At 63.8% G+C, this 24591-nt stretch carries 23 protein-coding genes; 6 read left to right on the top strand and 17 right to left on the bottom strand.

Going from position 1 to position 24591, the window contains the following annotated elements; all coding sequences use genetic code 11:
• The first annotated feature begins 10 nt into the window (after positions 1-10).
• Entirely contained in the window at positions 11-1069 is a 1059-nt protein-coding gene (locus CY658_RS01690) for a malate/lactate/ureidoglycolate dehydrogenase (protein ID WP_101488579.1), read from the top strand.
• Here CY658_RS01690 and CY658_RS01685 read toward each other — a convergent pair.
• From CY658_RS01685 to CY658_RS01670, 4 genes are all read right to left on the bottom strand, one after another.
• The gene (locus CY658_RS01685; protein ID WP_101488578.1) at positions 1066-1950 is read right to left on the bottom strand and encodes a DMT family transporter; all 885 of its coding nucleotides are present in this window, start codon (positions 1948-1950) and stop codon (positions 1066-1068) included. The genes CY658_RS01690 and CY658_RS01685 overlap by 4 nt on opposite strands.
• A 207-nt stretch (positions 1951-2157) precedes the next feature.
• Entirely contained in the window at positions 2158-2808 is a 651-nt protein-coding gene (gene slmA / locus CY658_RS01680) for a nucleoid occlusion factor SlmA (RefSeq protein WP_101488577.1), read from the bottom strand.
• Between the two features lie 87 nt (positions 2809-2895).
• The gene (argB, locus tag CY658_RS01675) at positions 2896-3789 is read right to left on the bottom strand and encodes an acetylglutamate kinase (protein ID WP_099794950.1); all 894 of its coding nucleotides are present in this window, start codon (positions 3787-3789) and stop codon (positions 2896-2898) included.
• A 64-nt stretch (positions 3790-3853) separates the two neighbouring features.
• Entirely contained in the window at positions 3854-4945 is a 1092-nt protein-coding gene (locus CY658_RS01670) for a glycosyltransferase family 4 protein (RefSeq protein WP_101488576.1), read from the bottom strand.
• 45 nt (positions 4946-4990) lie between these two features.
• On the opposite strand from CY658_RS01670, the gene CY658_RS01665 reads away from it, so the two are divergent.
• Both CY658_RS01665 and CY658_RS01660 read left to right on the top strand, forming a co-directional pair.
• Entirely contained in the window at positions 4991-5749 is a 759-nt protein-coding gene (locus CY658_RS01665; RefSeq protein ID WP_101488575.1) for a glycosyltransferase family 2 protein, read from the top strand.
• 85 nt (positions 5750-5834) lie between these two features.
• Positions 5835-7862, top strand: a complete 2028-nt coding sequence (locus CY658_RS01660) for an acyltransferase family protein (protein ID WP_101488574.1) — start codon at positions 5835-5837, stop codon at positions 7860-7862.
• 40 nt (positions 7863-7902) lie between these two features.
• Here CY658_RS01660 and CY658_RS01655 read toward each other — a convergent pair whose 3' ends face one another.
• On the bottom strand, positions 7903-8967 hold the full coding sequence (locus tag CY658_RS01655; RefSeq protein WP_101488573.1) for a glycosyltransferase family 2 protein: 1065 nt from the start codon (positions 8965-8967) through the stop codon (positions 7903-7905).
• Positions 8968-8977: 10 nt separating this feature from the next.
• Complete coding sequence (locus tag CY658_RS01650; RefSeq protein WP_101488572.1) at positions 8978-9982, bottom strand: glycosyltransferase family 2 protein; 1005 nt, start codon at positions 9980-9982, stop codon at positions 8978-8980.
• A 358-nt stretch (positions 9983-10340) separates the two neighbouring features.
• On the opposite strand from CY658_RS01650, the gene CY658_RS01645 reads away from it, so the two are divergent.
• Together CY658_RS01645 and CY658_RS01640 are read left to right on the top strand one after the other, a co-directional pair.
• Positions 10341-11144, top strand: a complete 804-nt coding sequence (locus CY658_RS01645) for an ABC transporter permease (RefSeq protein ID WP_070060234.1) — start codon at positions 10341-10343, stop codon at positions 11142-11144.
• Between the two features lie 2 nt (positions 11145-11146).
• A complete protein-coding gene (locus CY658_RS01640; RefSeq protein ID WP_101488571.1) occupies positions 11147-11851 on the top strand; it encodes an ABC transporter ATP-binding protein in 705 nt (234 codons plus the stop codon).
• Between the two features lie 52 nt (positions 11852-11903).
• On the opposite strand, the gene CY658_RS01635 is transcribed toward CY658_RS01640, so the two are convergent.
• From CY658_RS01635 to CY658_RS01590, 10 genes are read right to left on the bottom strand one after another with little or no spacing between them, the layout of a single operon-like run.
• The gene (locus CY658_RS01635; RefSeq protein WP_101488570.1) at positions 11904-12839 is read right to left on the bottom strand and encodes a glycosyltransferase family 2 protein; all 936 of its coding nucleotides are present in this window, start codon (positions 12837-12839) and stop codon (positions 11904-11906) included.
• The gene (locus CY658_RS01630) at positions 12836-13201 is read right to left on the bottom strand and encodes a GtrA family protein (RefSeq protein WP_070060237.1); all 366 of its coding nucleotides are present in this window, start codon (positions 13199-13201) and stop codon (positions 12836-12838) included. The genes CY658_RS01635 and CY658_RS01630 overlap by 4 nt, the downstream gene beginning before the upstream one ends.
• A gap of 1 nt (position 13202) precedes the next feature.
• Positions 13203-14120: a transketolase family protein gene (locus CY658_RS01625; RefSeq protein WP_101488569.1), complete on the bottom strand. Its 918-nt coding sequence runs from the start codon at positions 14118-14120 to the stop codon at positions 13203-13205.
• Complete coding sequence (locus CY658_RS01620) at positions 14117-14929, bottom strand: transketolase (RefSeq protein WP_101488568.1); 813 nt, start codon at positions 14927-14929, stop codon at positions 14117-14119. Before CY658_RS01620 ends, CY658_RS01625 begins: the two co-directional genes overlap by 4 nt.
• Complete coding sequence (locus tag CY658_RS01615; RefSeq protein WP_180838833.1) at positions 14926-15978, bottom strand: NAD-dependent epimerase/dehydratase family protein; 1053 nt, start codon at positions 15976-15978, stop codon at positions 14926-14928. Before CY658_RS01615 ends, CY658_RS01620 begins: the two co-directional genes overlap by 4 nt.
• Positions 15971-17302 carry a lipopolysaccharide biosynthesis protein RfbH gene (rfbH, locus tag CY658_RS01610; RefSeq protein WP_101488566.1) on the bottom strand — a complete coding sequence of 444 codons (1332 nt, stop codon included), beginning with the start codon at positions 17300-17302 and terminating at the stop codon, positions 15971-15973. The genes CY658_RS01615 and rfbH overlap by 8 nt, the downstream gene beginning before the upstream one ends.
• The gene (gene rfbG / locus CY658_RS01605; RefSeq protein WP_180838832.1) at positions 17295-18377 is read right to left on the bottom strand and encodes a CDP-glucose 4,6-dehydratase; all 1083 of its coding nucleotides are present in this window, start codon (positions 18375-18377) and stop codon (positions 17295-17297) included. The genes rfbH and rfbG overlap by 8 nt, the downstream gene beginning before the upstream one ends.
• Positions 18374-19147 carry a glucose-1-phosphate cytidylyltransferase gene (gene rfbF, locus CY658_RS01600; protein ID WP_095743521.1) on the bottom strand — a complete coding sequence of 258 codons (774 nt, stop codon included), beginning with the start codon at positions 19145-19147 and terminating at the stop codon, positions 18374-18376. The genes rfbG and rfbF overlap by 4 nt, the downstream gene beginning before the upstream one ends.
• Positions 19148-19198: 51 nt before the next feature.
• Positions 19199-20524, bottom strand: a complete 1326-nt coding sequence (locus CY658_RS01595) for a hypothetical protein (RefSeq protein WP_101488565.1) — start codon at positions 20522-20524, stop codon at positions 19199-19201.
• A 36-nt stretch (positions 20525-20560) separates the two neighbouring features.
• On the bottom strand, positions 20561-21043 hold the full coding sequence (locus CY658_RS01590) for an acyltransferase (RefSeq protein WP_101488564.1): 483 nt from the start codon (positions 21041-21043) through the stop codon (positions 20561-20563).
• A gap of 67 nt (positions 21044-21110) precedes the next feature.
• Between CY658_RS01590 and CY658_RS01585 the strand changes: the two genes are divergently transcribed.
• Entirely contained in the window at positions 21111-22820 is a 1710-nt protein-coding gene (locus CY658_RS01585) for a glycosyltransferase family 61 protein (protein ID WP_101488563.1), read from the top strand.
• A 12-nt stretch (positions 22821-22832) separates the two neighbouring features.
• Here the strand turns inward: CY658_RS01585 and CY658_RS01580 are convergent, their stop codons facing one another.
• Complete coding sequence (locus CY658_RS01580) at positions 22833-24587, bottom strand: hypothetical protein (RefSeq protein WP_143713524.1); 1755 nt, start codon at positions 24585-24587, stop codon at positions 22833-22835.
• Positions 24588-24591: the final 4 nt, after the last annotated feature.

Raw genomic sequence — 24591 nt, 5'->3', positions numbered from 1 at the left:
AGCCTGATCCATGTCCAGAACACTGCCGGCCGACGGCCTGCAAACCAACGTCGCCCGCATCCTCGAAGCCGCAGGCAGCACGGCCGCCGAGGCGCAGCAGGTGGCCGCCAACCTCGTGCTGGCCAACCTGAGCGGCCACGACTCGCACGGCGTGGGCATGCTGCCGCGCTACATCGACGCCGTAGCCGAAGGCGGCCTCGTGCCCAACGCCGCTGTGAAGGTCAACCTCGACATCGGCACGCTGATGGGCCTGGACGGCCAGCACGGCTTCGGACAGATCGTCGGCGTGCAAGCGATGGAGCTCGGCATTGCGCGCGCGAAGCAGCACGGCAGCTGCATCTTCACGCTCGCGAACGCGCACCACCTCGGGCGCATCGGCCACTTCGCGGAGATGGCAACGGCGCAGGGGCTGGTGGCGATGCACTTCGTCAACGTGCTCTCGCGGCCCGTGGTGGCGCCGTGGGGCGGCGGCGACGGGCGCTTCGGCACCAACCCGTGCTGCATCGGCATTCCGCTGGCGGGCGCCGAGCCCTTCGTGCTCGACTACGCGACCAGCCGCGTGGCGCAGGGCAAGATGCGCGTGGCCCACAACAAGGGCGAGCAGGTGCCCGACGGCTACCTCATCGACGAACGCGGCGCGCCCACCAACGACCCGGGCGTGGTCGTGGTGCCGCAAAGCAACGGCCTGTTCGGCGCGCTCATGACCTTCGGCGAACACAAGGGCTACGGCATGGCGGTGGCCTGCGAGCTGCTGGGCGGCGCGCTCACGGGCGGCGGCACGTGGCACCGTCCCGCGGACACGGCACGCACGGTGCTCAACGGCATGCTGACGGTGCTGATCGACCCCGTGAAGCTCGGCACGCAGAAGGCCTTCGACGACGAGGCACGCGAGTTCATCGACTGGCTGCGGCAAAGCCCGCCGGGCCAGGGCTTCGACGCCGTGCAGATCGCGGGCGAGCCGGAGCGCCAGGCGCGCGCGGCGCGTCGGCGTGACGGGGTCTGGGTCGATGACGCGACGTGGGGCGAGATCGTCGCCGCCGGCGCCAAGGTGGGCGTGGCCGTTAGCTAACGGCGCACCGCGCGGCGCGACTTCTGGCTCAGCACGAGCGCGATGCCGCCGAGGATCGCCGCCGAGGCGAGCGCCAGCCGCGGCGTGATCGCCTCCGACAGGAACAGCACGCCGCCGAACGCCGCCAGCAGCGGCACCGACAGCTGCACGGTCGCCGCGCGCAAGGCCGACAGGCGGCCCAGCGCCGCGTACCAGACGACGTAGCCGAGCCCCGAAGTCAGCGCGCCGGAGGCCACGGCCAGCGCAATGCCACGCGCATCGGCGTGCGCGCGCGTGGCGAACACCAGGCTCAATGCGAAGGCCATCGGCGCCGCGCGCAGGAAGTTGCGCGCGGTCGCAGCCAGCGGGTCGGCCACGCCCCGGCCGCGCAGCGAATACACGCCCCACGCCACGCCCGCCACCGCCATCAGCACGGCGCCGAGCAGCGGCGGCGCGGCAACGCCGGGCGACACCAGGTAGACGAGTCCGGCCGCCGCGAGGACAAAGCCGAACCAAGCCAGCACCCCGAAGCGCTCGCCGCCGCCCAGGCCCGCGCCCAGCATCGTGAGTTGCACCGCGCCGAACAGGATCAGCGCGCCCGTGCCCGCGGACAGGCTCAGGTAGGCGAAGGAGAAGAACGCGACGTACGCAAACAGCATCACGGCGGGGAGCCAGCTGGTGCGCCCGAGGGCCGACGGCGTCGCCCGGAAGCGCACGACGAGCGCGAGCGTGATCGCCCCGGACGCGAGCCGGATGCTGCCGAAGCTGGCGGGATCGATGCCGCCGTGCTGCAGCGCGAGTCGGCACAACAGCGAGTTGGCCGCGAACGCGATCATGGCGACTGCGGTGAGCGCGACGACGTGCAGAAGAAGGGCCGGGCGGGCAGCGGCGGCGTCAGACATGGCGCGCCCCGGAAGGCCAGGGGCCGCGGCCGCGCGGGCTGCGGGAAAGACAAGCGCTCATGCGAACCTCCGATCAGAGGTCATGCGAAACGGGCTTGTCACCGCGGCATCACGTGGCGGCAAGGGAGGAATTCATCGTACGCGCCGCAAGAGGGCGCGTCGAGTTCGGCAGGGCTGCGACGGACCGGCTGGGCGCCGGTCGGGCCATCAAACGATCAAGGCGATCGTGGCTTCCAGGTGTTCGGAAGGCGCGCGGCGGAAACCCGAGCGCGCAAAGCGCTGCAGCTGACCGACCACGAAGGCCGTGAGCGCCGCGGCGCGCACCTGGGCATCGACGCTGGGCGTGGCCGAACCGTCGGCGGCGGCCGCGCCGCGCAGCACCTGGCGCAGCGTGGCTTCGATCTTGTCGAAGAACTGGTTCATGCGCTGCTGCAGGCGCTCGTTCTCGTAGACCAGCGCGTCGCCAACCATGACGCGCGTCATGCCGGGGTTGCGCTCGGCGAACTGCACGAGCAGCGTGAGGATGCGGGCGGCCTGCTGGCTGCCGGTGGCACCTTCGCGCTCGAGGATCTGGTTGACCAGCGTGAAGACGCTCTGCTCGATGAAATCGATGAGGCCTTCGAACATCTGGGCCTTGCTCGCGAAGTGGCGGTACAGGGCCGCCTCGCTCACCTCGAGTCGCGCGGCGAGCGCGGCGGTGGTGACCCGCTCGGCACCGGGCTGCTCCAGCATGGCGGCCAGCGCCTGCAGGATCTGCACGCGCCGCTCGCCCGGCTTGGGGCGCTTGCGCGTGGGTGCGGCGGCGGGGGTTTCCGCCGGGGTCTCTACGCCGGGGGCAGCTGTCTCTTCGTTCTGCATGGGAGCGCGTGCAAAGATGTAATCAATTGATTCTCGCACAGCGCAGTGAGCGCGCGCCTTCGGGTCGGCGAAGGCGCGCGAGGGCGTTCAGCGCGCCCGGATCATCGTGCCGTAGGCTTGGTCGGTCAGGATCTCGAGCAGCATCGCGTGCGGCACGCGGCCGTCGATGATGTGCACTGCGTTGACGCCGCTCTTGGCCGCATCGAGCGCGCCTTCGATCTTGGGCAGCATGCCGCCCGAGATGGTGCCGTCGGCGAACAGCTCGTCGATTTCGCGCGCGCTCAGGTTGGTGAGCAGGTTGCCGTTCTTGTCGAGCACGCCGGGCGTGTTGGTCAGGAGCATGAGCTTCTCGGCCTTGAGCACGGTGGCGAGCTTGCCGGCGACGACGTCGGCGTTGATGTTGTAGCTCTCGTTCTCTTCGCCGAAACCGATCGGGCTGACGACGGGAATGAAGGCGTCGTCCTGCAGCGCTTTGACCACGCTGGGGTCGATGGAGACGATGTCGCCCACCTGGCCCACGTCGTGGTGCACGTTGGGGTCGGTGCGGTCGGCAAGCTTGAGTTTCTGCGCGCGGATGAGGCCGCCGTCGCGGCCCGTGAGGCCCACGGCCTTGCCGCCGGCCTGGTTGATCAGGCCCACGATGTCCTGCTGCACCTCGCCGGCCAGCACCCATTCGACGACTTCCATGGTCTCGGCGTCGGTCACGCGCATGCCCTGGATGAAGCTGCCCTTCTTGCCCAGCTTGTTCAGCGCGGCCTCGATCTGCGGGCCGCCGCCGTGCACCACCACCGGGTTCATGCCGACCAGCTTGAGCAGCACCACGTCTTCGGCGAAGTCGGCCTGCAGCGCCGGGTCGGTCATGGCGTTGCCGCCGTACTTGATGACGATGGTCTTGCCGTGGAACTTGCGGATGTACGGCAGCGCCTGGGCCAGGATCTCGGCCTTGTCGCGCGGAGGAATGTTGAGGACGGGATCGGTCATGGACAGTCAGGCTCCAAGGCGGTGGACGAAGGAAGGAATTCTCGCAACAGGGGTGCGCCGGCGGTCAGGGCCGCAACCAGCGCGGCACCTTGAAGCGCACGATCATCAGGTACGCCCCGACGTAGGTCGTGACGAACAGAAGGCAGAACAGCATCAGCACGAAGGTGTTGTTCCAGAACAGCACCGCGGGCACCACCGACAGCGCGGCAAACATCCACAGGTAGGGCGAGGTGCGGTTGTTGCGCGCCAGCAGCTGGCGCGCCTCGTCGTCCGCGAAGGCCACGCGCACGATGCGGCGGAAGATCAGCTGATGAAAGTGCAGCGCGTCGGCCGTGCCCGGCGACTGGCCCCGGGCCAGCTTGCGGTAGATGGAGAACAGCGTCTCCCACACCGGGTAGATCAGGAGCAGCATCGGGAACCACGGCGAAACCACGCGGTGGCGCTGCACCAGCGTCACGCAGGCCACGGCGATCACCATGCCCCAGACATAGGCGCCGCCGTCGCCGGCGAAGATCTTGCCGCGCGGGTAGTTCCAGACCAGGAAACCGAAGGTGGCGCCGACCAGGCAGATCACCATCGCGGCCAGTTGCCGGTCGCCCAGCTGCAGCGCGACGTGCGAGATCGCCAGGCACACGAGCACGGCCACGGTGCCGGCCAGCCCGTTGTAGCCGTCGATGATGTTGAAGGCATGCGGCAGGCCGCCGATGGCCAGGGCCGCGAAGACCAGCGAGGCATACGGCAGCATCGCGAGCCAGCCGTCGAGCGTCTCGAAGCCGGTGCGCGCCACGCCCAGCCCCTGCACCCAGCACACCAGCAACGCCGAGCCGATGGTCAGGCCCAGCCGGTAGCGCACCTTGACCTGCTGCGTCACGTCTTCGACGATGCCGCCGAGCACGGCGGGCAGGATGCACACCAGCGTGAGCATCGAGGACTTGAGCGGCCAGGCGATGTTCAGCGGCTCGATCAGGCCGGCGCCCAGCCAGGCCGCACTCATGCCGAGCATGATGCCGGCCCCACCCAGACGGGGCACGTGGCCCTTGTGAAAACGCTGGGGCATGTCGGCGCCGTAGCGGCGCGCGTGTCTGCGCGCGCGGCGCATGAACAGCTGCACCGCGATGGCGGAGACGAAGAAACTGAGGATGATCAGGGCAATCATGAGTGGGGTTGGGGGAACCCTAGAATTCCCGAGCGAAATTAGACCATGCCCACGCCCCCTTCTTCACCCCAAGCCCCGGTCACCCTGTCGATCGTGAGCCACGGCCAGCTCGCGCTGGTGCTGCCGCTGCTCGAGCAGCTCGACCGCCACAGCCGAGACTCGATCGCCAAGGTCGTGCTCACGCTGAACATTCCCGAGCCCGACCTGACCGCCGGACGCCCCTGGGGCTTCGCCATCGAGCGGATCGAGAACCCGGCGCCCCTGGGCTTCGGCGCCAACCACAACCAGGCCTTTGCGCGCTGCGACACGCCCTGGTTCCTGGTGCTCAACCCCGACATCCGCTTCGACACCGACGTGCTGGCCCCGATGCTCGCCCAGGCCGCGCCCGATGCCGGCCTCATGACGCCGCGCATCCTGGAGTCGGGCCGCCCCGTGCCCGAGCCGCACCGCGACCTGTTGACCCCCTTCGAGATCGTGGGCCGCAAGAAGCCCGGCTACCAGCCGCCGGCCGTGCCGGCCTGGATTCCCGGCCTGTTCATGCTGTTCCGCAGCGAGGCCTACCGCCGCATCGGCGGTTTCGACCAGCGCTTCTTCATGTACGGGGAAGACTTCGACATCTGCGCCCGCACCCGGCTGGCCGGCTGGAAGCTCCAGGTGGCCGAAGACCTGCGCGCGCGCCACGACGCCCAGCGCGCCAGCCACCGCAGCAAGAAGTACCTGTACTGGCACGTGACCAGCCTGCTCAAGGTGTGGCTGTCGGGAGCCTTTTGGCGCTACTGGCGGCTGCAGCGCACCACCGCCTGAAAAAGGCGTCGCGACGTTTGCAGGGACAATCGGGGCCGAAAAGCCCCGCAAGAAAAGCCCACAAGCGCCGCTTTCAACACCGACGATGACGACACCGAGCAGCCCGCCCTCCCTCCCCGAACACGCCCACCTGGTTCACCCGAAATACCGCCCGGACATCGACGGGCTGCGCGCCGTCGCGGTGCTCTCGGTGCTCGGCTACCACGCGTTCCCGCAGTGGATCAAGGGCGGCTTCATCGGCGTCGACATCTTCTTCGTCATCTCGGGCTTCCTGATCACCACCATCATCCTGGGCAGCTTCCAGGGCGACGGCTTCAGCTACCGCGAGTTCTATGCGCGGCGTGTGAAGCGGATCTTTCCGGCGCTGGCGCTGGTGCTGCTGGCCACCATGGCCTTCGGCTGGTTCTCGCTGCTGCCACACGAATGGGAACAGCTGGGCAAGCACGTGGCCGCGGGCGCGGGCTTTGTGTCGAACTTCGCCTTCTGGAGCGAAGCCGGCTACTTCGACAACGCCGCCGAGACCAAGCCGCTGCTGCACCTGTGGTCGCTGGCCATCGAAGAGCAGTTCTACATTTTCTGGCCCGTGCTGCTCGGCCTGGCCTGGAAGCGCAAGTGGCGCATGCTCACCGTGCTCGGCACGGTGGCGGCGATGTCGTTCCTGCTCAACGTGACGACCATCCACAGCCACCGAACGGCCGCGTTCTATTCGCCGCTGTCACGCTTCTGGGAACTGATGATCGGCGGCATGCTGGCTTACGCGCGGCTGCACCGGCCGCCGCCGAAGCCGGGCTGGAGTCGTCACACGCAATCGATCGCCGGCCTCGTGCTGATCGTGCTGGGCCTGTGCTACATCCGCGGCGGCAAGGCCTTCCCGGGTTTCTGGGCCATCCTGCCGTCGCTGGGCGCCTTCTTCTGCATCGCCGCCGGGCCGACAGGCGTGCTGAACCGCTACGTGCTCGCGTCCAAGCCGATGGTGTGGGTGGGGCTGATCAGTTACCCGCTGTATCTGTGGCACTGGCCGCTGCTGGCCTACGCGCGCATCCTCGAAGGCAAGCTGCCTTCCGACGGCATCCGCGCGCTGATGCTGGTGGCGTCGTTCGTGCTCGCCTGGCTCACCTACCGTTTCGTCGAGCGCTACACGCGCCGCAGCGAGAACCCGACCGTGACGGCAGGGCTGGTGGCCGTGATGATCGGCTTCGTGGTGCTCGGCCTGCTGGCGACTACCCGCTACTACGTGGGCCGTCACAGCGATCCGTACTTCAACAAGACCGCTGCGGCCGCCAAGGACTGGGCCTACCCGGATGGCCTGAGTCCGATCAAGGTCGACGGCGAGGTGGTGCAGCAGATCGGCCAAGGCAAGCGACGGGTGCTGTTCTTCGGTGACAGCCACGTCGAGCAGTACGGACCGCGCGCCGTCGAGCTCGCCAAGACCTCGCCGGGCACGCTCGATGCGCTGTCCTTCGTGACCTGGGGCGCGTGCCCGCCGATTCCCAACGTGGTCGACGAGCAGAACAACCTCTGCGGCGAACGCCGCGACGGCGGCATGCGGCTGGCGATGAGCGACCGGTTCGACGCCGTCGTCTTCGGCGGCTGCTGGAACTGCTACTTCTCCGAGACCGGCAAGCCCAACGCCGAGACCGCAGCGGCCGACCGCTACTACTTCTTCGACGGCAAGGACAAGCGGCGCTTCATGGGCGGCGGCGGCGTGGACTTCTCGCTCAACATGCTCGAGACCGTGCTGACCACCCTGTCCAAGCACAAGCAGGTCTATCTGCTGCTGGACAACCCGGTCGGCGAGGGCTTTGGCCCCGAGGAGTTCGTGAAGGGCGGGCGCCTGGGCGACATGCAAGTGGGCAAGATGTCGCCCACCGCCCCCTGGGACCCGAAACAGAAGGCGCTGCACGAGCGCATGCGGCAGATTGCGCAGCGCAGCGGCGCCATCGTGATCGACCCGATTCCGACCCTGTGCAAAAAAGACTGGTGCACCCGCGCCGATGCCGACGCCACGCCGATCTACAAGGACGCCGGCCACCTGCGCGCCGAATACGTGCGCAAGCATGCGACCTACATGGACCCGGCAATGACGACACCGGCGCCGGCGCCAGCCCGCTGAGGACAGCGCTGCGGCGGCCTCCGGGCCGCCGCGGTGCGCATCAGGACTTGTAGACCTTGCGCAGGCTGCGAATGCCCGGCAGCTTCGTCAGCGCGCCGATGAAACGCACCATGCCCGGCGTGCTGCGACGCAGCAGGAACAACGTGATCCACAGACGCAGCTTCTTCTTGCGGCCCACATACGGGTTCGCGAAGACGATGGCCGCGTAGTCGTCGAGTACCGCCGTCATCTCGCCGCGGTACTGGTCGTCCTTCTTGATGGCCTCGATCGCTTCGTTCACAAAGAACAGCTGGAAGCGCGGCATCAGGTATTCGCGCAGGTAGTAGCGACCGCGCTGGTGCTCGTCGGGGAACATCTGCACCAGCTTCTTGAAGTACTTGAAGCGGCTGCGCACCATGCGGATGCCAAACGAGGTGCTGGCCGTGTGGATGCACCAGACCGTCACGGCCTTGTCCACGAAGTGATTGCTGTAGCCCTTGCGGAAGATGCGCAGGAACAGGTCGTCGTCCTCGTAGCCCATGAACTGCGAGTCGAAGCCGCCCACCGCGTCGAAGGCCTTGCGGCTCACGAGTGTGGCCGATGGCAGCACGAACATGTCGTAGCGCAGCAGGTCGAAGATGCTGCGCTTCGGGTGCTGCGCGTGGTCCTTGATGACGCCCGTGCGGATCACATTGCCGTCGCCGTCCGCCTCGTACAGGTCGGCGTAGATGTAGCCGAACAGGCGGTCGTCCGCCGGGATCGACGACACCAGCGTCTCGATGTGGTTCGGCAGGTAAAAGTCGTCCTGGTCCAGGAAGCAGATGTACTCGGAGGTCGACGCCGCCACGCCCGCATTGCGCGCCGAGCCCTGCCCGCCGTTCTCCTTGTCGAGGATGCGGAACGGGTAGCGGGCGGCCAGCCCGTCGAGCGCGGCGCGCTCTTCGGGACGGGAGCCGTCGTTGACCACGATCACCTCGTGCGCGGGCACCGACTGCTCGAACACGCTCTTCACCGAGCGCTCGATGAAATCGGCGCCGTTGTAGAACGGGATGATGACCACGACGTTCGGCCAAGCCGTCGGCTCGCCAGGCGGGGAAGAGTTCGCGGGGACGTTGGTTGGGTTCATTGTTGTTGTGTCAGACGGATTCGAAAAGATCGCGGACCACGCCGCGCACCCCGCGGCCGAACTTGTCGTAGCGGCCGGTCATGGCTTCGCGGGCGATCGGGACGATGCGCGAGAGCCGCGACGCCGGCAAGGCAGCGCGAAAGCGCTGGTGCACGATCTTGCTGCGCACCTTGTCGAGGATTTCGGGGGGCACGCGGTCGCCCAGCTGGAGCAAACGCTCCAGCAACAGCTCGGCCTTGATCGCGCGCTCGACGTGCGTGTTGCCTCGCGAGGCGAGCGCCTTGCGCACTTTTTCCTTGTAGGTGTCGCGGCGAGCACCGATCTGGTTGAACTCGTGCTGGCGGTATTCGATGAGGGGCGCTTCCAGCAGGTCGACCCGCGACGTCGTCGACGCGACGATGGCCAGCCACTCGTCGTGCACCCACTCGACAGGCAGCGGCAGCGCATCGGCGAGCAGCGCACGACGGAAAACCGTGGTGGCGCCGGTCACGAGGTTGCGGCGCAGCAGCACGTCGAAGGCATTGCCGGCGTGAACGCGTGCCAGCTCCGAAGGCGAAACTTCCAGCGCATGGAACAGCGTATGACCGATGTCGCGGCGGTCGGTGTCCACCAGGCGCGCGTCGGTATGCAGCAACACCAGGCTGTCGTCCTGCTCGAAGCGAGCCACCATTTTTTCAAGGCGGTCGGGCATCCACACGTCGTCCTGGTCGCTCAGCGCGATCAATTCGCTGGTGCAGGCGCTGATGGCCTGCTCGAAATTCTTGACGACGCGCAGCGCCGTGGTGTTCTCGAATATCCGCAGTGCGATGGAATGCTGCGGCCGCTCGGCGGCGCATTCGGCGACGGCGGCACGCACCACATCGACCGAGCCATCGCGCGAGGCATCGTCGGAAAGCACAATCTCGACCGGCGGACGGGTCTGAAGGCAGATGCTGCGAACTTGCTCGCGCAGGAAGCGCGCGCCGTTGTACGTGCACAGCGCGACGGAAACTTCAAGGGGACGGGTGATACTCATGGGTTGCTCGCTTTTTCGAGTGCGCGCGGCCCGTCAGATGTCTTTGCGGACGCTTTTTTACTTGTTCACGGGTGCCGATGGCCGGTGTTCCAATCGGGTCGCCGAATCAGCGCCGGTAAAATTATCGCCCACTTCACGCCAAACCAAACGTGCGCCCCCTTCCGCCACACAGCCGAGGGACAGGTTCCCGGCCTTGGCAAGCTTCGCGATGAATGGCTCACCGGCCATTCATCCATGAAAAAGGAAAACATCTCTTGACACGCATCGGCAGCGAAAAACTGGCGCCTGAAGAAGCCCGTTTCAACCACCGTCCGGGCACGGACGGCACCGCCCACCGGGCGCACATTCTCAAACTCACATGAGCCAAGTTCACTCAAATCTGCACCGCAGCGTCTTCGCGGACTGGTGGGAAGGCACGCGCCGGACCGACATCTGGTGGACGCTCGCCTGGTTCGACATCGTGCTGCGCTACCGGCGCTCGATGCTCGGCCCCCTGTGGCTCACGCTCAGCATGGGCGCCATGATCGGCGGCATGGGGCCGCTGTACAGCTCTCTGTTCGGCACCCCGCTGGACAAGTTCTTCCCGCACCTGGCACTCGGCATCATCTTCTGGAGCTTCTTCTCCAGCACGGTGACGGATGCGTGCAATGCTTTCGTCAGCTCGACCAACTACCTGAAGCAGGGCTACTTTCCGGTCAGCCTGTTCGTGTGGCGCAGCATTTCGCGCAACCTGATCCAGTTTGCGCACCAGATCGTGCTGTACATCCCGGTCGCGCTTTGGGCCGGCGTGTCGCTCGGCTGGTCTGCGCTCCTGGTCATCCCCGCGTTCCTGATCGCGGTGATCAACGCACACGCGCTGGGGCTGCTGCTGGGCCTGATCTGCACGCGGTACCGGGACGTCACCCAGATCGTTACCAGCGTGATGCAGATGCTGATGTTCCTGACCCCCGTGTTCTGGATTCCCGAAAATCTTCCGGGCCGCGCCAAGTACATTCTCTGGAATCCCTTCGCGCAAATGCTGGACCTGCTGCGCACCCCACTGATGGGCGGCGTGGCACATGCCCACAGCTGGTGGGGCATTCTGGGCTGGACCGCGGTGACCGTTGTCGCCGCGACCCTGGTGTTCGCCAAATACCGCCGCCGCGTCGTCTACTGGCTCTGATCATGGCTCTTATCTCTCTCAAAAACGTCGGCGTCAGCTTTCCCATCTATGGCGCAGGCGCCTCTTCGCTGAAGAAGACGATTGCCGCGTCGGTGACCGGCGGGCGCTTCGGCAAGGAAACCGGTGTCACCGTGGTGCAGGCGCTGAACGGCATCAACCTCGAGCTGAAAAGCGGCGACCGGCTGGGCCTCATCGGCCACAACGGCTCGGGCAAGTCCACCCTGCTGCGCACGCTGGCAGGCGTCTACGAACCCTCGTCGGGGGAAATGGTCCGCCAGGGCAGCGTCGCCAGCCTGATCGATCCGGCGCTGGGCATCGAACCAGACGCCAGTGGCGTCGAGAACATCATGCTCAGAGGCCTTGTGATGGGCATGAGCCGCAAGGAGATCGAGCGGCAGATCCCGTCCATCTGCGAGTTCAGCGGTCTCGGCGAGTACGTCAACATGCCCGTGCGAACCTACTCCACCGGCATGATGATGCGCTTGGCCTTTTCCATCTCGACCAGCGTCGAGGCGGACATCCTGCTCATGGACGAATGGCTGTCAGTGGGCGACGCGGACTTCAACGAGAAGGCCGAGAAGCGGATGCGGGACGTCGTTTCGAAATCCGGCATTTTGGTACTGGCCTCACATTCGCCAGAGCTGATCGCCAAGGAGTGCAACCGCGTCATCCATCTTGAGCACGGGCGGATCATCGAGGAGCGCTGAAGCGGACCGGACAGCCCCGGCCCCTTCTGGGGCGGGGCGGTTGCTCCGCCGTTCAGTTGTCGAAGTTCAGGCGCTCCCGCTCCACCACCAGTGGGCGCTTCATCACATGCGTCAGGATGGCGCCGACGTATTCGCCCAGAAGCCCGATGAAGAAGAGCTGGACCGAGGCGAAGAAGAACATGCCAATCAGGATAGGCGCTGTGCCCATCGAGAACTCGCTCCAGAACAGCACCTTCAGGACCAGATAGAGCAGCGACACGCCAAGACTGACACCTGACAGCGCGAAGCCCGCCATCGTGGCAATCCGCAACGGCACCCGCGAATGCGAGGTGATGCCCAGCATCGCGATGTCGTAGAGCGTGTAGAAGTTGTTCTTCGTGATGCCGCGCTTGCGGCGCGGCTGGTTGTAGGGCACCTGCACGGCCTCGAACCCGACTTCCGACACCAGCCCACGCAGGTAGGGATAGGGGTCGTCGATCCGGCGCAGCTCTTCCAGCACCTGCCTGTCGTACAGGCCAAAGCCGGTGAAGTTCTGGATCAACTTCACGTCGGCGATGCGTGTCACGGTCCGGTAGTAGGCGCGGCGGATCGCGAACATCAGGCCTGATTCGTCGGCAGTCGGCTTGACCCCGACGACCAGCTTGGCACCATCGCGCCAATACTCGACGAAAGCCTTCATCAGCTCCGGTGGGTCCTGGAGATCGGCCACCAGCAGGATCGCGGCGTCACCGCGCGCCTGCAGCAGCCCGTAGTAAGGCGAGCGGATGTGCCCGAAATTCCGTGCATTCAGGATCACCTTGACGTTGCGATCGGCTGCGGCCATCGCACGCAGGATTTCCGGCGTTCGGTCGGACGAGAAGTTGTCGATGAACAGATGCTCATACGTCACGCCCTCGATCGTCTCGAAGACGGCGCGCGCCTGGCGGTACACCTCCTCGACGTTCTCTTCCTCGTTGTAGCAGGGGGTGACGACGGTGATGTGTTTCATGAAGCAGAGAAAACAAAGCGGCGCTGGAGCACGAAGGCAATCAGTGCCAATGGAAGAATGACCATTGCGTTCGCCACATAGACACTGAGCCCCGCACGCAGCAGCAAGGCAACCGAGCCGACATTGATCAGGTAGACAACGACGTACACCGCGACGAAGCGGCCGAGCTGCGACAAGGGGGCGCCGCCAAAGACGAGCCGCCCCGTGCTCTGGAAATTGAACGCCACGCCGAGCACGGTTGCCAGTCCGATGGCGAGCGGGTACGCAAGCCCCGCCCACACGAAGGCAGCAAACAATGCGTAGCCGACCACCGTGTTCAGTCCGCCGACCAGCAGGAAACGCAGCAACTGCGAATTCAGCATCTCAGGACGTTTTCCACTTGTCGACGAAAGGCGCCACCCGCGCGAGTACCGACGCCAGGTCGAGTCCGTGCTCATGCATGGCATGGGCATAGGAGCCGCAGGTTTCGGAGAAACGCTCGCCCACACCAATGCGCAGCACCGGGACGGGGGTGGTTTCGGAGATCGCCTCCAGCACCGCCGCACCGAGCCCGCCGGCCGCCGAATGCTCTTCCAGTGTGACGATGGCCCGGCTTTGGGCGGCAATTGAGCTCAGCTGCCCGGCATCGAGTGGCTTGATCCAGGGCGCGCTCCAGACTGACACACCGAGCTCGGCACCCAACGCGCATGCGGCCTTGACCATGGAGCCGGTAGCGATCAATTGCACCGGGGCCTTCCCCGCTTGCACACGAACCAGCTCGCCGCGCACCAGCGAGGGCGCTTGGACATGCACGGCGCCCAGGTCGGCCTTTCCCATGCGCATGTAGACCGGGCTTGCGAGCGTCAACGCCGTCGACATGCAGGCCGTAAGTTCGTGCGCGTCGCACGGCGACATGATGTCGATGTGCGGCACCCCGCGCAGGCAGGCGATGTCTTCGAAGCTCTGGTGGCTCGTGCCCAGCGTGCTGTACACCAGCCCGGCACCGTCGCCGGTGAAGATGACGGGCAGCTTCTCGTAGCAGACGTCGATCTTGATCTGCTCGAGCACTCGCACCGGCACGAAGGCGCTCAGGCCGTAGACGATCGGCCGGAAGCCGGCCTTGGCCAACCCGGCGGCCACGCCCACCATGTTCTGCTCGGCAATGCCGGCGTTGATGTACTGGTCCGGGCAGCGTTTGCGGAATTCGTCGAACAGGGCGTAGCCGTGGTCTCCCGTCAGGAGCACCACGCGCTCATCCCTCGAAGCCGCCTCGACCAGGGCTGCGGAGAACGCGGCCCTCATGCCGAGGCTCCTTCGAGTTCGCGCAGCGCTTGCGCGTACAGCTCGGGATTCAGGCGCGAGTAGTGCCACGCATTGACGTTTTCCATGTACGAAACACCTTTCCCCTTCACCGTCTTCGCAACCAGCGCCTTGGGCCGGCCATTGCCGCGCCCTTCCAGGTCGGTGATCGCAGCAGAGATGGCCTCCATGTCATGGCCATCGACCGTCAACACATCGAAGTCGAAGGCTGCGAACTTGGCCCCGAGATCACCGAGCTGCATCACCTCGTCGGTGGTGCCCATTGCCTGGAAACCGTTCGCGTCCACGATGACCATGAGGTTGTCGAGCTTTGCGTGCGCCGCGAAGAGCATGGCCTCCCAAATCGGTCCCTCGTTGATCTCGCCGTCGCCGATGAGGGCATAGCATTTCTGACCGCTCTTGCGCCGCGACGCGGCCAGGGCGAGCCCCACGCCGACCGAGAGCCCATGACCGAGCGTGCCAGAGGTCACCTCGCACCCGGGCACGTGGGCATCCGACAGCCCCTTGAGCCGGGAACCGTCGTGGAAGTACCTGTCGATGTCGGTACGGTCGAGCCACCCCAACTCATACAGGCAGGCGTACTGCGCCATCACGCCATGGCCTTTGCTCAGGACCAGGTAGTCGCGCGCAGGATCGGCGGCGTCGGCCTTGTCGTAGCGCATGTGGCGCCCGTACAGGCAGGACAGCAACTCGATGATTGAAAAGGCGCACCCCAGGTGGACGGCATTGCCTGCGTAGGCCATTTCGAGCACCGTCTTGCGCAGGGAGGCAGGATCGAATGAATGTCTCATGATGAAAAAGATCGGTTGGCACCCGGCGTCGCAAGCCAGGAGAGGGTTCGGCGGATTCCTTCCTCGAGGCCGACGGCATTCGCCAGCCCGAGCTCATCGGCCGCGCGCTTCACATCCGGAACGTACCGATGGCCGGCCAGTCCCGGGACCGATCGACCGGCGATCTGGACGGGAACACCCGTGCGCGCAACGCGCGTCACCTCGCCGGCAAGCTCGGCGATGGTCACCTCGGTGTCGTCTCCGACGTTGTAGGCCCGGCCGGGTGCACCCAAAGCCAGACAGCTCAGCAGCCAGCGCGCCATGTCGCCCGCGTACTGATAGGTCCGGATTGCCTCGCCCGCTCCCTGCACCACGATGCCCTGGCCGCTCGCGGCTTGGGCAATGAACTGGGCCGCCGCCGAGCCGCTCGAAGGCAACAGGCAGGGGCCCAGGAACGCGAAACAGCGCGCGACAACCACGTCGAAGGGCCAAGACTGCGCCACGATACTTTCAGCCCGACGCTTCGCCCGCGTGTACTCGTTCGCACCATCGGCCTCGTGCCACGACAGCGATTCTGCGAGCCGCGCCACGCCCGGTTGGGCGCCGTACACCGCGCCCGAGCTGACATGCAGCAGTCGACGCACGCCACTGGCGGCCGCGAACTCGCACACGCGACGCGTTCCCGCCTCGGACAGGTGCTCCAGCCGACCAACGTCCGCCCCGGGTGGAGCCACCGGCAATGCCGCATGGATGACGGACGAGAACGTTCCGCCTGGAAACTCGAAATCGACGACATCGCCCTGGTGCAACTCGACCGACTTCGCCTTCGCGAGATGCGGGCTGCCTTGCGCGAACCGGTCGGGCTCGCGTGTCAGCACTGTCATGCGCAGGCCGAGGCCCAGCGCCCTGTCGGCATGCAGCAGGCATTCGAGCAGCCACTTGCCGATGAAGCCGGTCCCGCCTGTCAGAAACAGCGCCTGTCCGCGCAACACGTCCCACACGCTCGGCGCTGTCAACCGCAACACCTCATCGAGTTCCGATGCCGGAACAGGACGCGCAAGGTCAGTCAAAACGCAGGCCGAGGTAGGTCTCGATGCTTTCGACAGCGTGATCGAGCATCGGCTCCGTCAGGCCCGGGTAGACGCCGATCCAGAACGTGTCGTTCATGATTCGGTCGGTGTTCTTCAGCTCGCCGACCACGCGGTAGTTGCGCCCAATCATGTACGGCTGGCGCAGCAGGTTGCCCGCAAACAGGAGACGTGTGCCGACCTTCTGCTGGTCGAGGTAAGTGAGCAGGTCCACGCGCCGCGTGTTGGCCGCTTCGCGCAGGGTGATCGGGAAGCCGAACCACGACGGCTCCGAACCCGGCGTGGCCTCGGGGAGCTCCAGGAACTCTTCGCAGCTGCGCAGGCGCTCCGTCAGGTAGGCGAAGTTCTTCTTCCGGGCCGCCACGAAGCCGTCCAACCGGTCGAGCTGGGCCAAGGCGCATGCCGCCTGCATGTCGGTGATCTTGAGGTTGTAGCCCAGGTGCGAGTAGGTGTACTTGTGGTCGTATCCCTCCGGCAGATCGCCGAGCTTCCAGCAGAAGCGCTTGTTGCAGGTGTTGTCCTTGCCGGGCGCGCAGTAGCAGTCGCGGCCCCAGTCGCGGATGGATTCCGCGATCAGCCGGAGTTCGTCGTTGTTGGTGAACACAGCACCGCCCTCCCCCATCGTGATGTGATGGGCGGGGTAGAAGCTCAAGGTGCCGATGTCGCCGAAGGTGCCCACCAGCTGTCCCTCGTAGCGCGCACCCAGTGCATCGCAGCAGTCTTCGACCAGCCACAGCCCGTGCTTCTCGCAGGCGGCCTTGACGACCTTCAGGTTGTACGGGTTGCCCAGCGTGTGCGCCAGCATGATCGCCTTGGTGCGCGGGCCGATGGCCGCTTCGAGCAGGTCGGCGTCGATGTTGTAGGTGGGAATGTGCACGTCGACGAACACCGGGACTGCACCGCACTGCAGGATCGGATTCACCGTCGTAGGGAAGCCCGCAGCCACACCGATCACCTCGTCGCCGGGCTTGATCGCGCGGTCGCCGAGCTTGGGAGATGTCAGGGTCGAGAACGCGACCAGATTGGCCGAAGAGCCGGAGTTCACGGTCATCAGGTGCTTCACGCCAAGGTAGCCCGCCAGACGGCTTTCGAACAGCGTGTTGAAGCGACCGGTGGTGAGCCACGCGTCGAGCGACGCATCGACCATCAGTTGCATTTCGGGCGCACCGACGACCTTGCCCGAAGGCGGGATCATGGTTTCGCCGGGCACGAAGGGCGTGGGCACGCTGGCCAGTTCGCCGTACTCGCCGACCAGGGCGAGGATCTTCTTGCGCAGCTCGTTTTTCTTGAAGGAGATTTCAGTCATGGGTGGTGGTGCTTTCGTATTTTTCGATTTGTTCAAGGGTAACGCCGGCCATGTCGCGACCGTCGAGCCAGGCGCGCTGCCAATCGACGATGGCACCGAGGCTTTGGCGCAGATCCCAGCGCGGAACCCACCCCAGCGTCTGCCGTGCCTTTGAGCAGTCGAGCTTCAGCCAGTTGGCTTCGTGAGGCTGGTCTTCTTGTGCATTGCTGCGCCATTGCGCGCCGCCGCCCCACAGATCGACCAGACGGTCCGCGATCCAGGAGACAGGTCGGGCGTCCGAATCCGCCGGGCCAAAGTTCCAGGGCTGCGCCCATCCCGGGCCCTCGGCATGCAGGCGCTCGGCCAGCATCATGTAGCCCCGAAGCGGCTCCAGCACGTGCTGCCACGGCCGGACCGCATGGGGGTTGCGAATGTCCGCCACACGCCCTTCGGCAAAGGCATGCAGCAGATCGGGCACGAGCCGGTCTTCCGACCAGTCGCCTCCGCCGATCACGTTGCCGGCACGCGCCGTTGCGAGCGCAACGCCGTGCTCGCCATGACGGGCTTCATTGAAGAACGAAGACCGGTACGAGGCCGCGACCAATTCCGAGCATCCCTTGCTGTTGCTGTACGGGTCGTAGCCGCCCATGGGTTCGTTCTCGCGATAGCCCCACTGCCATTCCCGGTTCTCGTAGCACTTGTCACTGGTCACGACCACGATCGAGCGGACGCTGCTGCAGGCGCGCGCCGCCTCGAGCAAGTGCACCGTGCCCATCACGTTGGTGGAATAGGTCTCCACCGGATCGACGTAGGAACGCCGTACCAACGGCTGGGCGGCCAAGTGGAACACCACTTCGGGCGCGAACTCGTGCAGGGCAGTGCGCAGTGCACCGAGGTCGCGCACGTCGCCGATCAGCGAATCCGTGGCCGAGCGCGCCGCAGCCAGCGCATGCAGGCTGGGCTCGGTGGACGGCGCCAGTGCGTAGCCTCGGACAATGGCACCGTGCTTGCCCAGCCACAGCGCGAGCCAGCTGCCCTTGAAGCCCGTGTGCCCCGTGAGGAAGACGCGCTTGCCGCGCCAGAAAGACGGTGTCATTCCCAGACCTTCCACGGCGCCCGACCGCACGCCCACAGTTCTTCGAGGTGGGTCTTGTCGCGCAGCGTGTCCATCGGCTGCCAGAAACCGCCGTGCTTGAAGGCGGCCAGCTGCCCCTCGGCCGCCAGGCGCTCGAGTGGCTCACGCTCCCACACGGAAGCATCGTCCACGATGTAGTCGATCACTGAGGGCGACAGCACGAAGAAGCCGCCGTTGATCATGGCGCCGTCGCCCTTTGGCTTTTCCTGGAAGCTGCGCACCTTGTCACCCTGCATGTCGAGTGCGCCGAAGCGCCCAGGCGGGAAGGTGGCCGTGAGCGTGGCCTTGACCTTCTGCGACTTGTGGAAGGCAATTAGTTCGGTGATGTTCAGGTCGGCCACCCCGTCGCCGTAGGTGAAGCAGAAAAGCTCTTCGTCCCGCACGTAGGGCGCCACACGCTTGAGGCGCCCGCCGGTCATGGTGTCTTCGCCGGTATCGATGAGTGTCACGCGCCAGGGTTCGGCCTTGCGGTGGTGGACTTCCATGGTGTTGCCGACCATATCGAAGGTGACGTCGGACATGTGAAGGAAGTAGTTCGCAAAGTACTCCTTGATCACGTAGCCCTTGTAGCCGCAGCAGATGACGAAGTCGTTCACACCGTGCGCGGCGTAGATCTTCATGATGTGCCAGAGGATGGGCTTGCCGCCCACCTCGATCATGGGCTTGGGCTTCAGGCCCGTTTCTTCCGAAATGCGGGTGCCCAACCCACCCGCCAAAATCACAGCCTTCACTTTTTCCCCCTTGAAAATCAATCCAATTTTAATCGAGGCGAGTCACGGCATTCATCGCACCCTGCTCACTCTCGCAGACCAAGCCACGCTCGCCAGAGCCAATGCTACAAAGACCGAAAAAATCTTGGGGAGAAAGAAATACCTTACCTCGAACTGCACCAAAACAAATATCACGAAGAAACAGGCGTAAAAAGAAGAAAGCATCCAAAAATAGACAAGAAAATCAGATGATCTTCGAATGAGATATAGAAAAAAGAATGAGGCCGCAAACAAAATCAATACAACTGAATTTCCGAGATAGTCACCTGGAACATCCTCCGCCAAAAGCTTCGGAAAGGAGCGAATCGTCGGGAACCAGTAGATTTTTGCCAGAGACGCCTTGTACTCAATCCACTCGCCAAAATGGTCGAAAAATGCTTTGTAAAAAAGGGAGGGCTCTGTTTTTCCGCAAAAATCGGGCTCGAACTTACAGGCCAAATGCCCCCCGCCCGCTACAACAAAGCCTCCGTCCATCTCCCTCAATTTTTCCTCGGACATCAAGGCATTTCGGATGACGATGTCTTGCGTTTGAACCCAGTCCCATCTGCCGACGTCGACATAGTGATAAATGCGCCACGGCAGCATCAAGAGTTGCGCTGCAAGCACACAGATTGCCATCGCCTTCAGCGCAGTTGATCCGTTTGTTCGAATTGATTTTTTCTTCAAAAGAAAACTCAACGCCAGCACCAATACCACCAGCCCAAGAAAACCGACACTGAGCACAAGCGCGATCAGTTCATACTGCGAGCGGAAATAGGCCGCCAGCGCCAAAAAAACACCACCTGCCACTGCGTAGCGCACGACCCCGGTTCTGGCAGCGATCAGAAGAAGAAATGTGAATGTGATGAAGAATAGAACCGAAAACCCTTCGCCAAAGGAAAGGCCTACTGGTTGCAACAGAAAGAATCTTGTGACCGGGAGCAGGAATGGAACCAGTGGCAGCAACAGGGCCAAGAATACCGGAACATAAAATGAAAGGTAGCGCCTGACCGTCATCAGCATGAAGACACCAGTGATGATGGTCAACCCGAGAAGAACCACGAGAAACGGAGCTTCTTTACCAAGCACCTTGAAAATTCCACCCAACAGCAGCACGAATCCTGGCGGCCAGAGATTGAAGATCCAAGCGGACGGTTGGGCCAGCCACCCCTGATCAGCGACTTCAAGCCCAGCCCGGGCAAATGTTTTTGGATCGTTGATGGTCGGGAAATTCAGAAAATCCGAAGCGCTGATCCACAAATTCGGCTGTATGGCACTGTCCCGGAACCAACTGATGGCAAACAGGGCGGCCGCGTAAAAGAAAGCGACAGCAATTCGCTCCGTCGTCGTTTTTTTCATTCGTGATTTTTCAATTCCCAGCCGGGCTCAGGGCATTCATTCCTGATTCAAGAACCGGACATGGCGCGCCGGCGAGCCAACGACCAGCGAAAACGGCGCCACGTCACGCGTCACCACGGCGCCCGCCGCCACCATGGCATCATGCCCGATGGTGATGCCCGGCGTGATCACGGCGCCAGCCCCGATCGAAGCACCGCGGCACACGGTCGTGCGCAGAAACGACTCCGGATAGACCTTTGACCGGGGGAACAGGTCATTGGTAAAAATGGCGCCGGGGCCAATGAATACATTCGACTCGAGCGTGATGCCGTCCCAGAGATAGACTCCGGACTTGACTGTCACGTTGTCACCCACCACGACGTCGTTCTCGATGAAACAATGTGCCGACACATTACAATTGGCGCCAATGCGCGCACCCGCGAGAACGACATTGAATTGCCATATGTTTGTCCCAACACCAATTTCTTTGGCTTGAACATCGGCAAGAGGATGAATAAACGCCAAATTATTTGAAGTCATTTTAAGTCCATGCTTTCATGAAGTTTCACGAGATTCCGAATCGAGCCGCAACACACGCATCCATACAATGATCCGATTTCGCTCCTTGCTGCTACGCGCCCTCGCTCGAACAAAATTCGTCAATGCGAAATATTATAAGCAAAAATACGAAGACGTTGCAAGGGCGGCGCTGGATTCAAATTATCATTATTTCAAATATGGAATAAAAGAAGGCCGATATCCCAATCACACTACAGAACGATTTGCAGATTGGTTTTACGCCACTACCACGAAATTCCTGATCCGCTTCTGCCTCGACGAATCCTATTATCTTCGAACCTACCGCGATGTGCGGGAAGAAGGCATTTCGCCAAACGTCCACTACGCGCTGAGCGGTCGCAAGGAAAAAAGATACATCAATCGATTTTTTGCAACGATGAGCGGTTTGATCTATTTTGCAAAACTCGAACTCACATCACTTTCCAAAAACAGTGCCGCTCGCGAATCTGAGGTCGCGCTGTATAAATACACAATCTTCGAGTCCGCCCGAAAGGGGATCTTTGAAGAAATAAAATCCAAAGCCATTTCTCGACAACTGAGCGCAAACGATTCAGGAGAAAAAATATTTCTCTCGAAGCTCGAAACCATCGAATTCTTCGATCTGCCCGAGGCCGGATACAAGCTGGAAGACATCGAACCCGCCTATTCGATGGATTTTCAAGAACCGGAAATCATCGACTCGAACGCCGAACGTCCGCTGCGCAGGGCGGAAGTTCCGCGCAAATGGCTCGCAACGATCGATGACGCTGCTGTCCTTGGTGGATTCCAGGTGGTGGCAAAGCATCGCTTGGTGATTTACGAGCCAGCGGCAGATCCACACCAGGGTTTTGTAGCGGGCATCTGGCCGTACGTCGTTTCGCTCGATGAAAAGAGCGAAGTTCTTTTCTGGTTCCGCTATAAAAAGGAAATCAGCATCCCTTCAGCCATATTGTTGAGCGGTCGCTGCAGTCCAAATTACTACCATTGGCTTATAGAGTACCTCGGGAAATCCTATATTCTGTCGCAGCAGGACCGCCTGAGGAAAACGCCACTGATCGTCGACGACAAGATGTTCCCGCAGGAATTCGAGTCGCTGCAGGCCATGCTGCCCGACTGGCCCATTTACCGGCTCGATGACTCCACGTTGCTGAAAGTAAAAAAACTTCACGTGGTATCTGCCTGCACGAACCTGACCGACAACCTGCGCGGGCCGATGTGGAAGTTCTCGGCCATCTGCTTCAAGACTTTGGGCCACATGCGGTCTACTGTTTTCCAGCGGTTCGGCATCGAAGAGGCGGGCGCCGGCCACAGAAAGGTTTTCCTCGCGCGTCGCACCGGCCGGAACATCATCAACACGCCGGAAGTCGAAGAGGTGCTCGCGTCGTACGGCTACGAAATCGTGGACACCGGCCAGCTGTCGTTCGAGCAGCAGGTGCGCCTGTTCGCGGAAGCCCGCACCATCGTCGGCGCCATGGGAGCGGCATTCACCAACCTGATCTTCTGCCAGCCAGGCACGCAGGTGCTGGCGCTGTCGTCGCCCTACACGCAGCTCTTCTGCTCGCAATCGAACATGGCACTGTTCGCCGGGTGCAGCTATCAGATCCTTGTAGGCGAACACGCGTTGTTCCAGCCTGGCGACGAGCACACGGTTTCCGATCCCAGCCTGTTTCTGGACAGTTACGCCATCGATCCCAAGAAACTGGCGGCCGCGCTAGCCCACATCGAACGTCAGGCGGTCGAGGCATCCGCTGCCAAATAGCAGGTGCCCCCGTCAGTCTGACGGCCATCTCTGCCGAAGACCGCTCCAGATCTGGATCTTCTGCTGTTCGTGGGGAAACACCGCGTCCCCGCAGTGCTCGAAATTGGCTGGGAACCCCTTCAACGCAGCCGGAAGCGGCGGCAAGCTTGCATCTATGTTGAGTCGGATCGCGATCACAGCCTTGTCGGCAAGGGCTTCGTTCGACGCAAGCACCGCGTCAGCCTGGGCGACGTTGTTCAACCAGGGCGTCTCCACGGGCACCGCGTTCAGCGCCAGCGCCAGGCCAGGAACGTTGTACAGACCCAGAAACGGCGCGCCGGGCGCAATGCGGCACTTCGCGACGGCCGCATCGATCTCGTGCATGAACTGCAGGGTTCCCGCATCCACCTTCACCCGACCCAACGGGCCAATGGTGACGGCGAAGGATTGCCGGTCCATGCGTTCGTTGAGGTTGTAGGGAATCTTGGCTTTGGAGACGAGGATCTGGGCGCTCGTCAGCGCGACGAACCCAACGAGGATCGCCATCGACGCCACCGCATCCCTTGTGGCAACCGGTCTGGCGTACGCGGCGAGCGCCATCAAGGCGCCCCAGGAGGCCAGGGAAATAATCACCTGGCCGAAGAGCGCATTGCCGGTTCCCATCGCCACGGTGTATGGCAGCATGGCCAGCACGACGAAGAGCCATCTGGAGCGCGCCGGCACGGCCTGCCACGCGACAGCGAGCATGAGTACCAGAAAGACCAATGCCCGTTGCATGTACTCGACGTACTGCGCCATGCCGTACGAGAAATACTCCGCGGCGACAACCGTATGGACGAGCGCGGCGATCACGAGTCCGATCGTCACCCAGCTTTTTCTGATCAGGTACACGAGGACCGCGACGATGAGAAACACGTTCGACCGCATCGCGTCGGCAGCGTAGCCCCCGAACTCGATGGCGTAGCGGCCCAGCCGCGCGAGGATGGGCTCGGCCTGGACCATCCTGAAGAGCGCCATGCCACCGCTGAACGCTTGTGCCGCCTCACTGGGCGTGGTGTGCGAGAAGAGCAGCGCGACGAGCCCGAACAGCCCGCCAGCGATCACTGTCGCCAACGCCAGTGTCTTGCGCCCGCCCGAGCGGTCCAGCCACAGCATGACGACCACCACGAGCACAAAGGTGGCCACGCCCGACGAAGGCTTGCAGACGAACTCCACCGCGAGTGCGACGCCGGCCAACCCCAAAAGCCCGGCGCGCCCGGCTGCCGCGATCTTGTCTCCAGCCAGTAAAACCAGCCCCAGAGAGAGGTACGCACCCGCCGAGGCCAGCAGGTTGTAGCTCGGCGACACATTGATGGTGATCGCATACAGCAGCGCACAAACGACTGCACCGCCAACCACGGCGATGCGGCCCGGCCACTGCGGCATGACGGACGCAGCGCGTCCTTGCGCCGCGGCCAGCGCGCCCATGCCGAGCACCGCCGCGCTGCCGGTCAGCAGCAGGAAGCCCGCCATCCGAAACGACGCGAGGCTGCCCGTGATCTGCCAGAGGGGTGCCGTCGCCCATTGCTGGGCGCTGATGTAGTACCGGGTCTCGGCGGGATGGATCGCGAGCAGGAGGTAATAGGCTTCGTCGGTGATTTCGAAACCGCGGTTGCGTGACCAGACGGCATAGACGACCACCGCGCACACGGCGGCCAGCACGAGTGCAGCAACCGCCGCTTCCAGCATGTGCAGCGGAGTTGTCGCGTGGCCATCGGCCTCTTGGGCGGGCTTTTTGCTGTCGGCCACGGGT

This window comes from Variovorax sp. RO1 (assembly GCF_002849325.1).
Classification (GTDB): domain Bacteria; phylum Pseudomonadota; class Gammaproteobacteria; order Burkholderiales; family Burkholderiaceae_C; genus Variovorax.
This window is presented reverse-complemented; position numbering and strand designations above follow the sequence as displayed.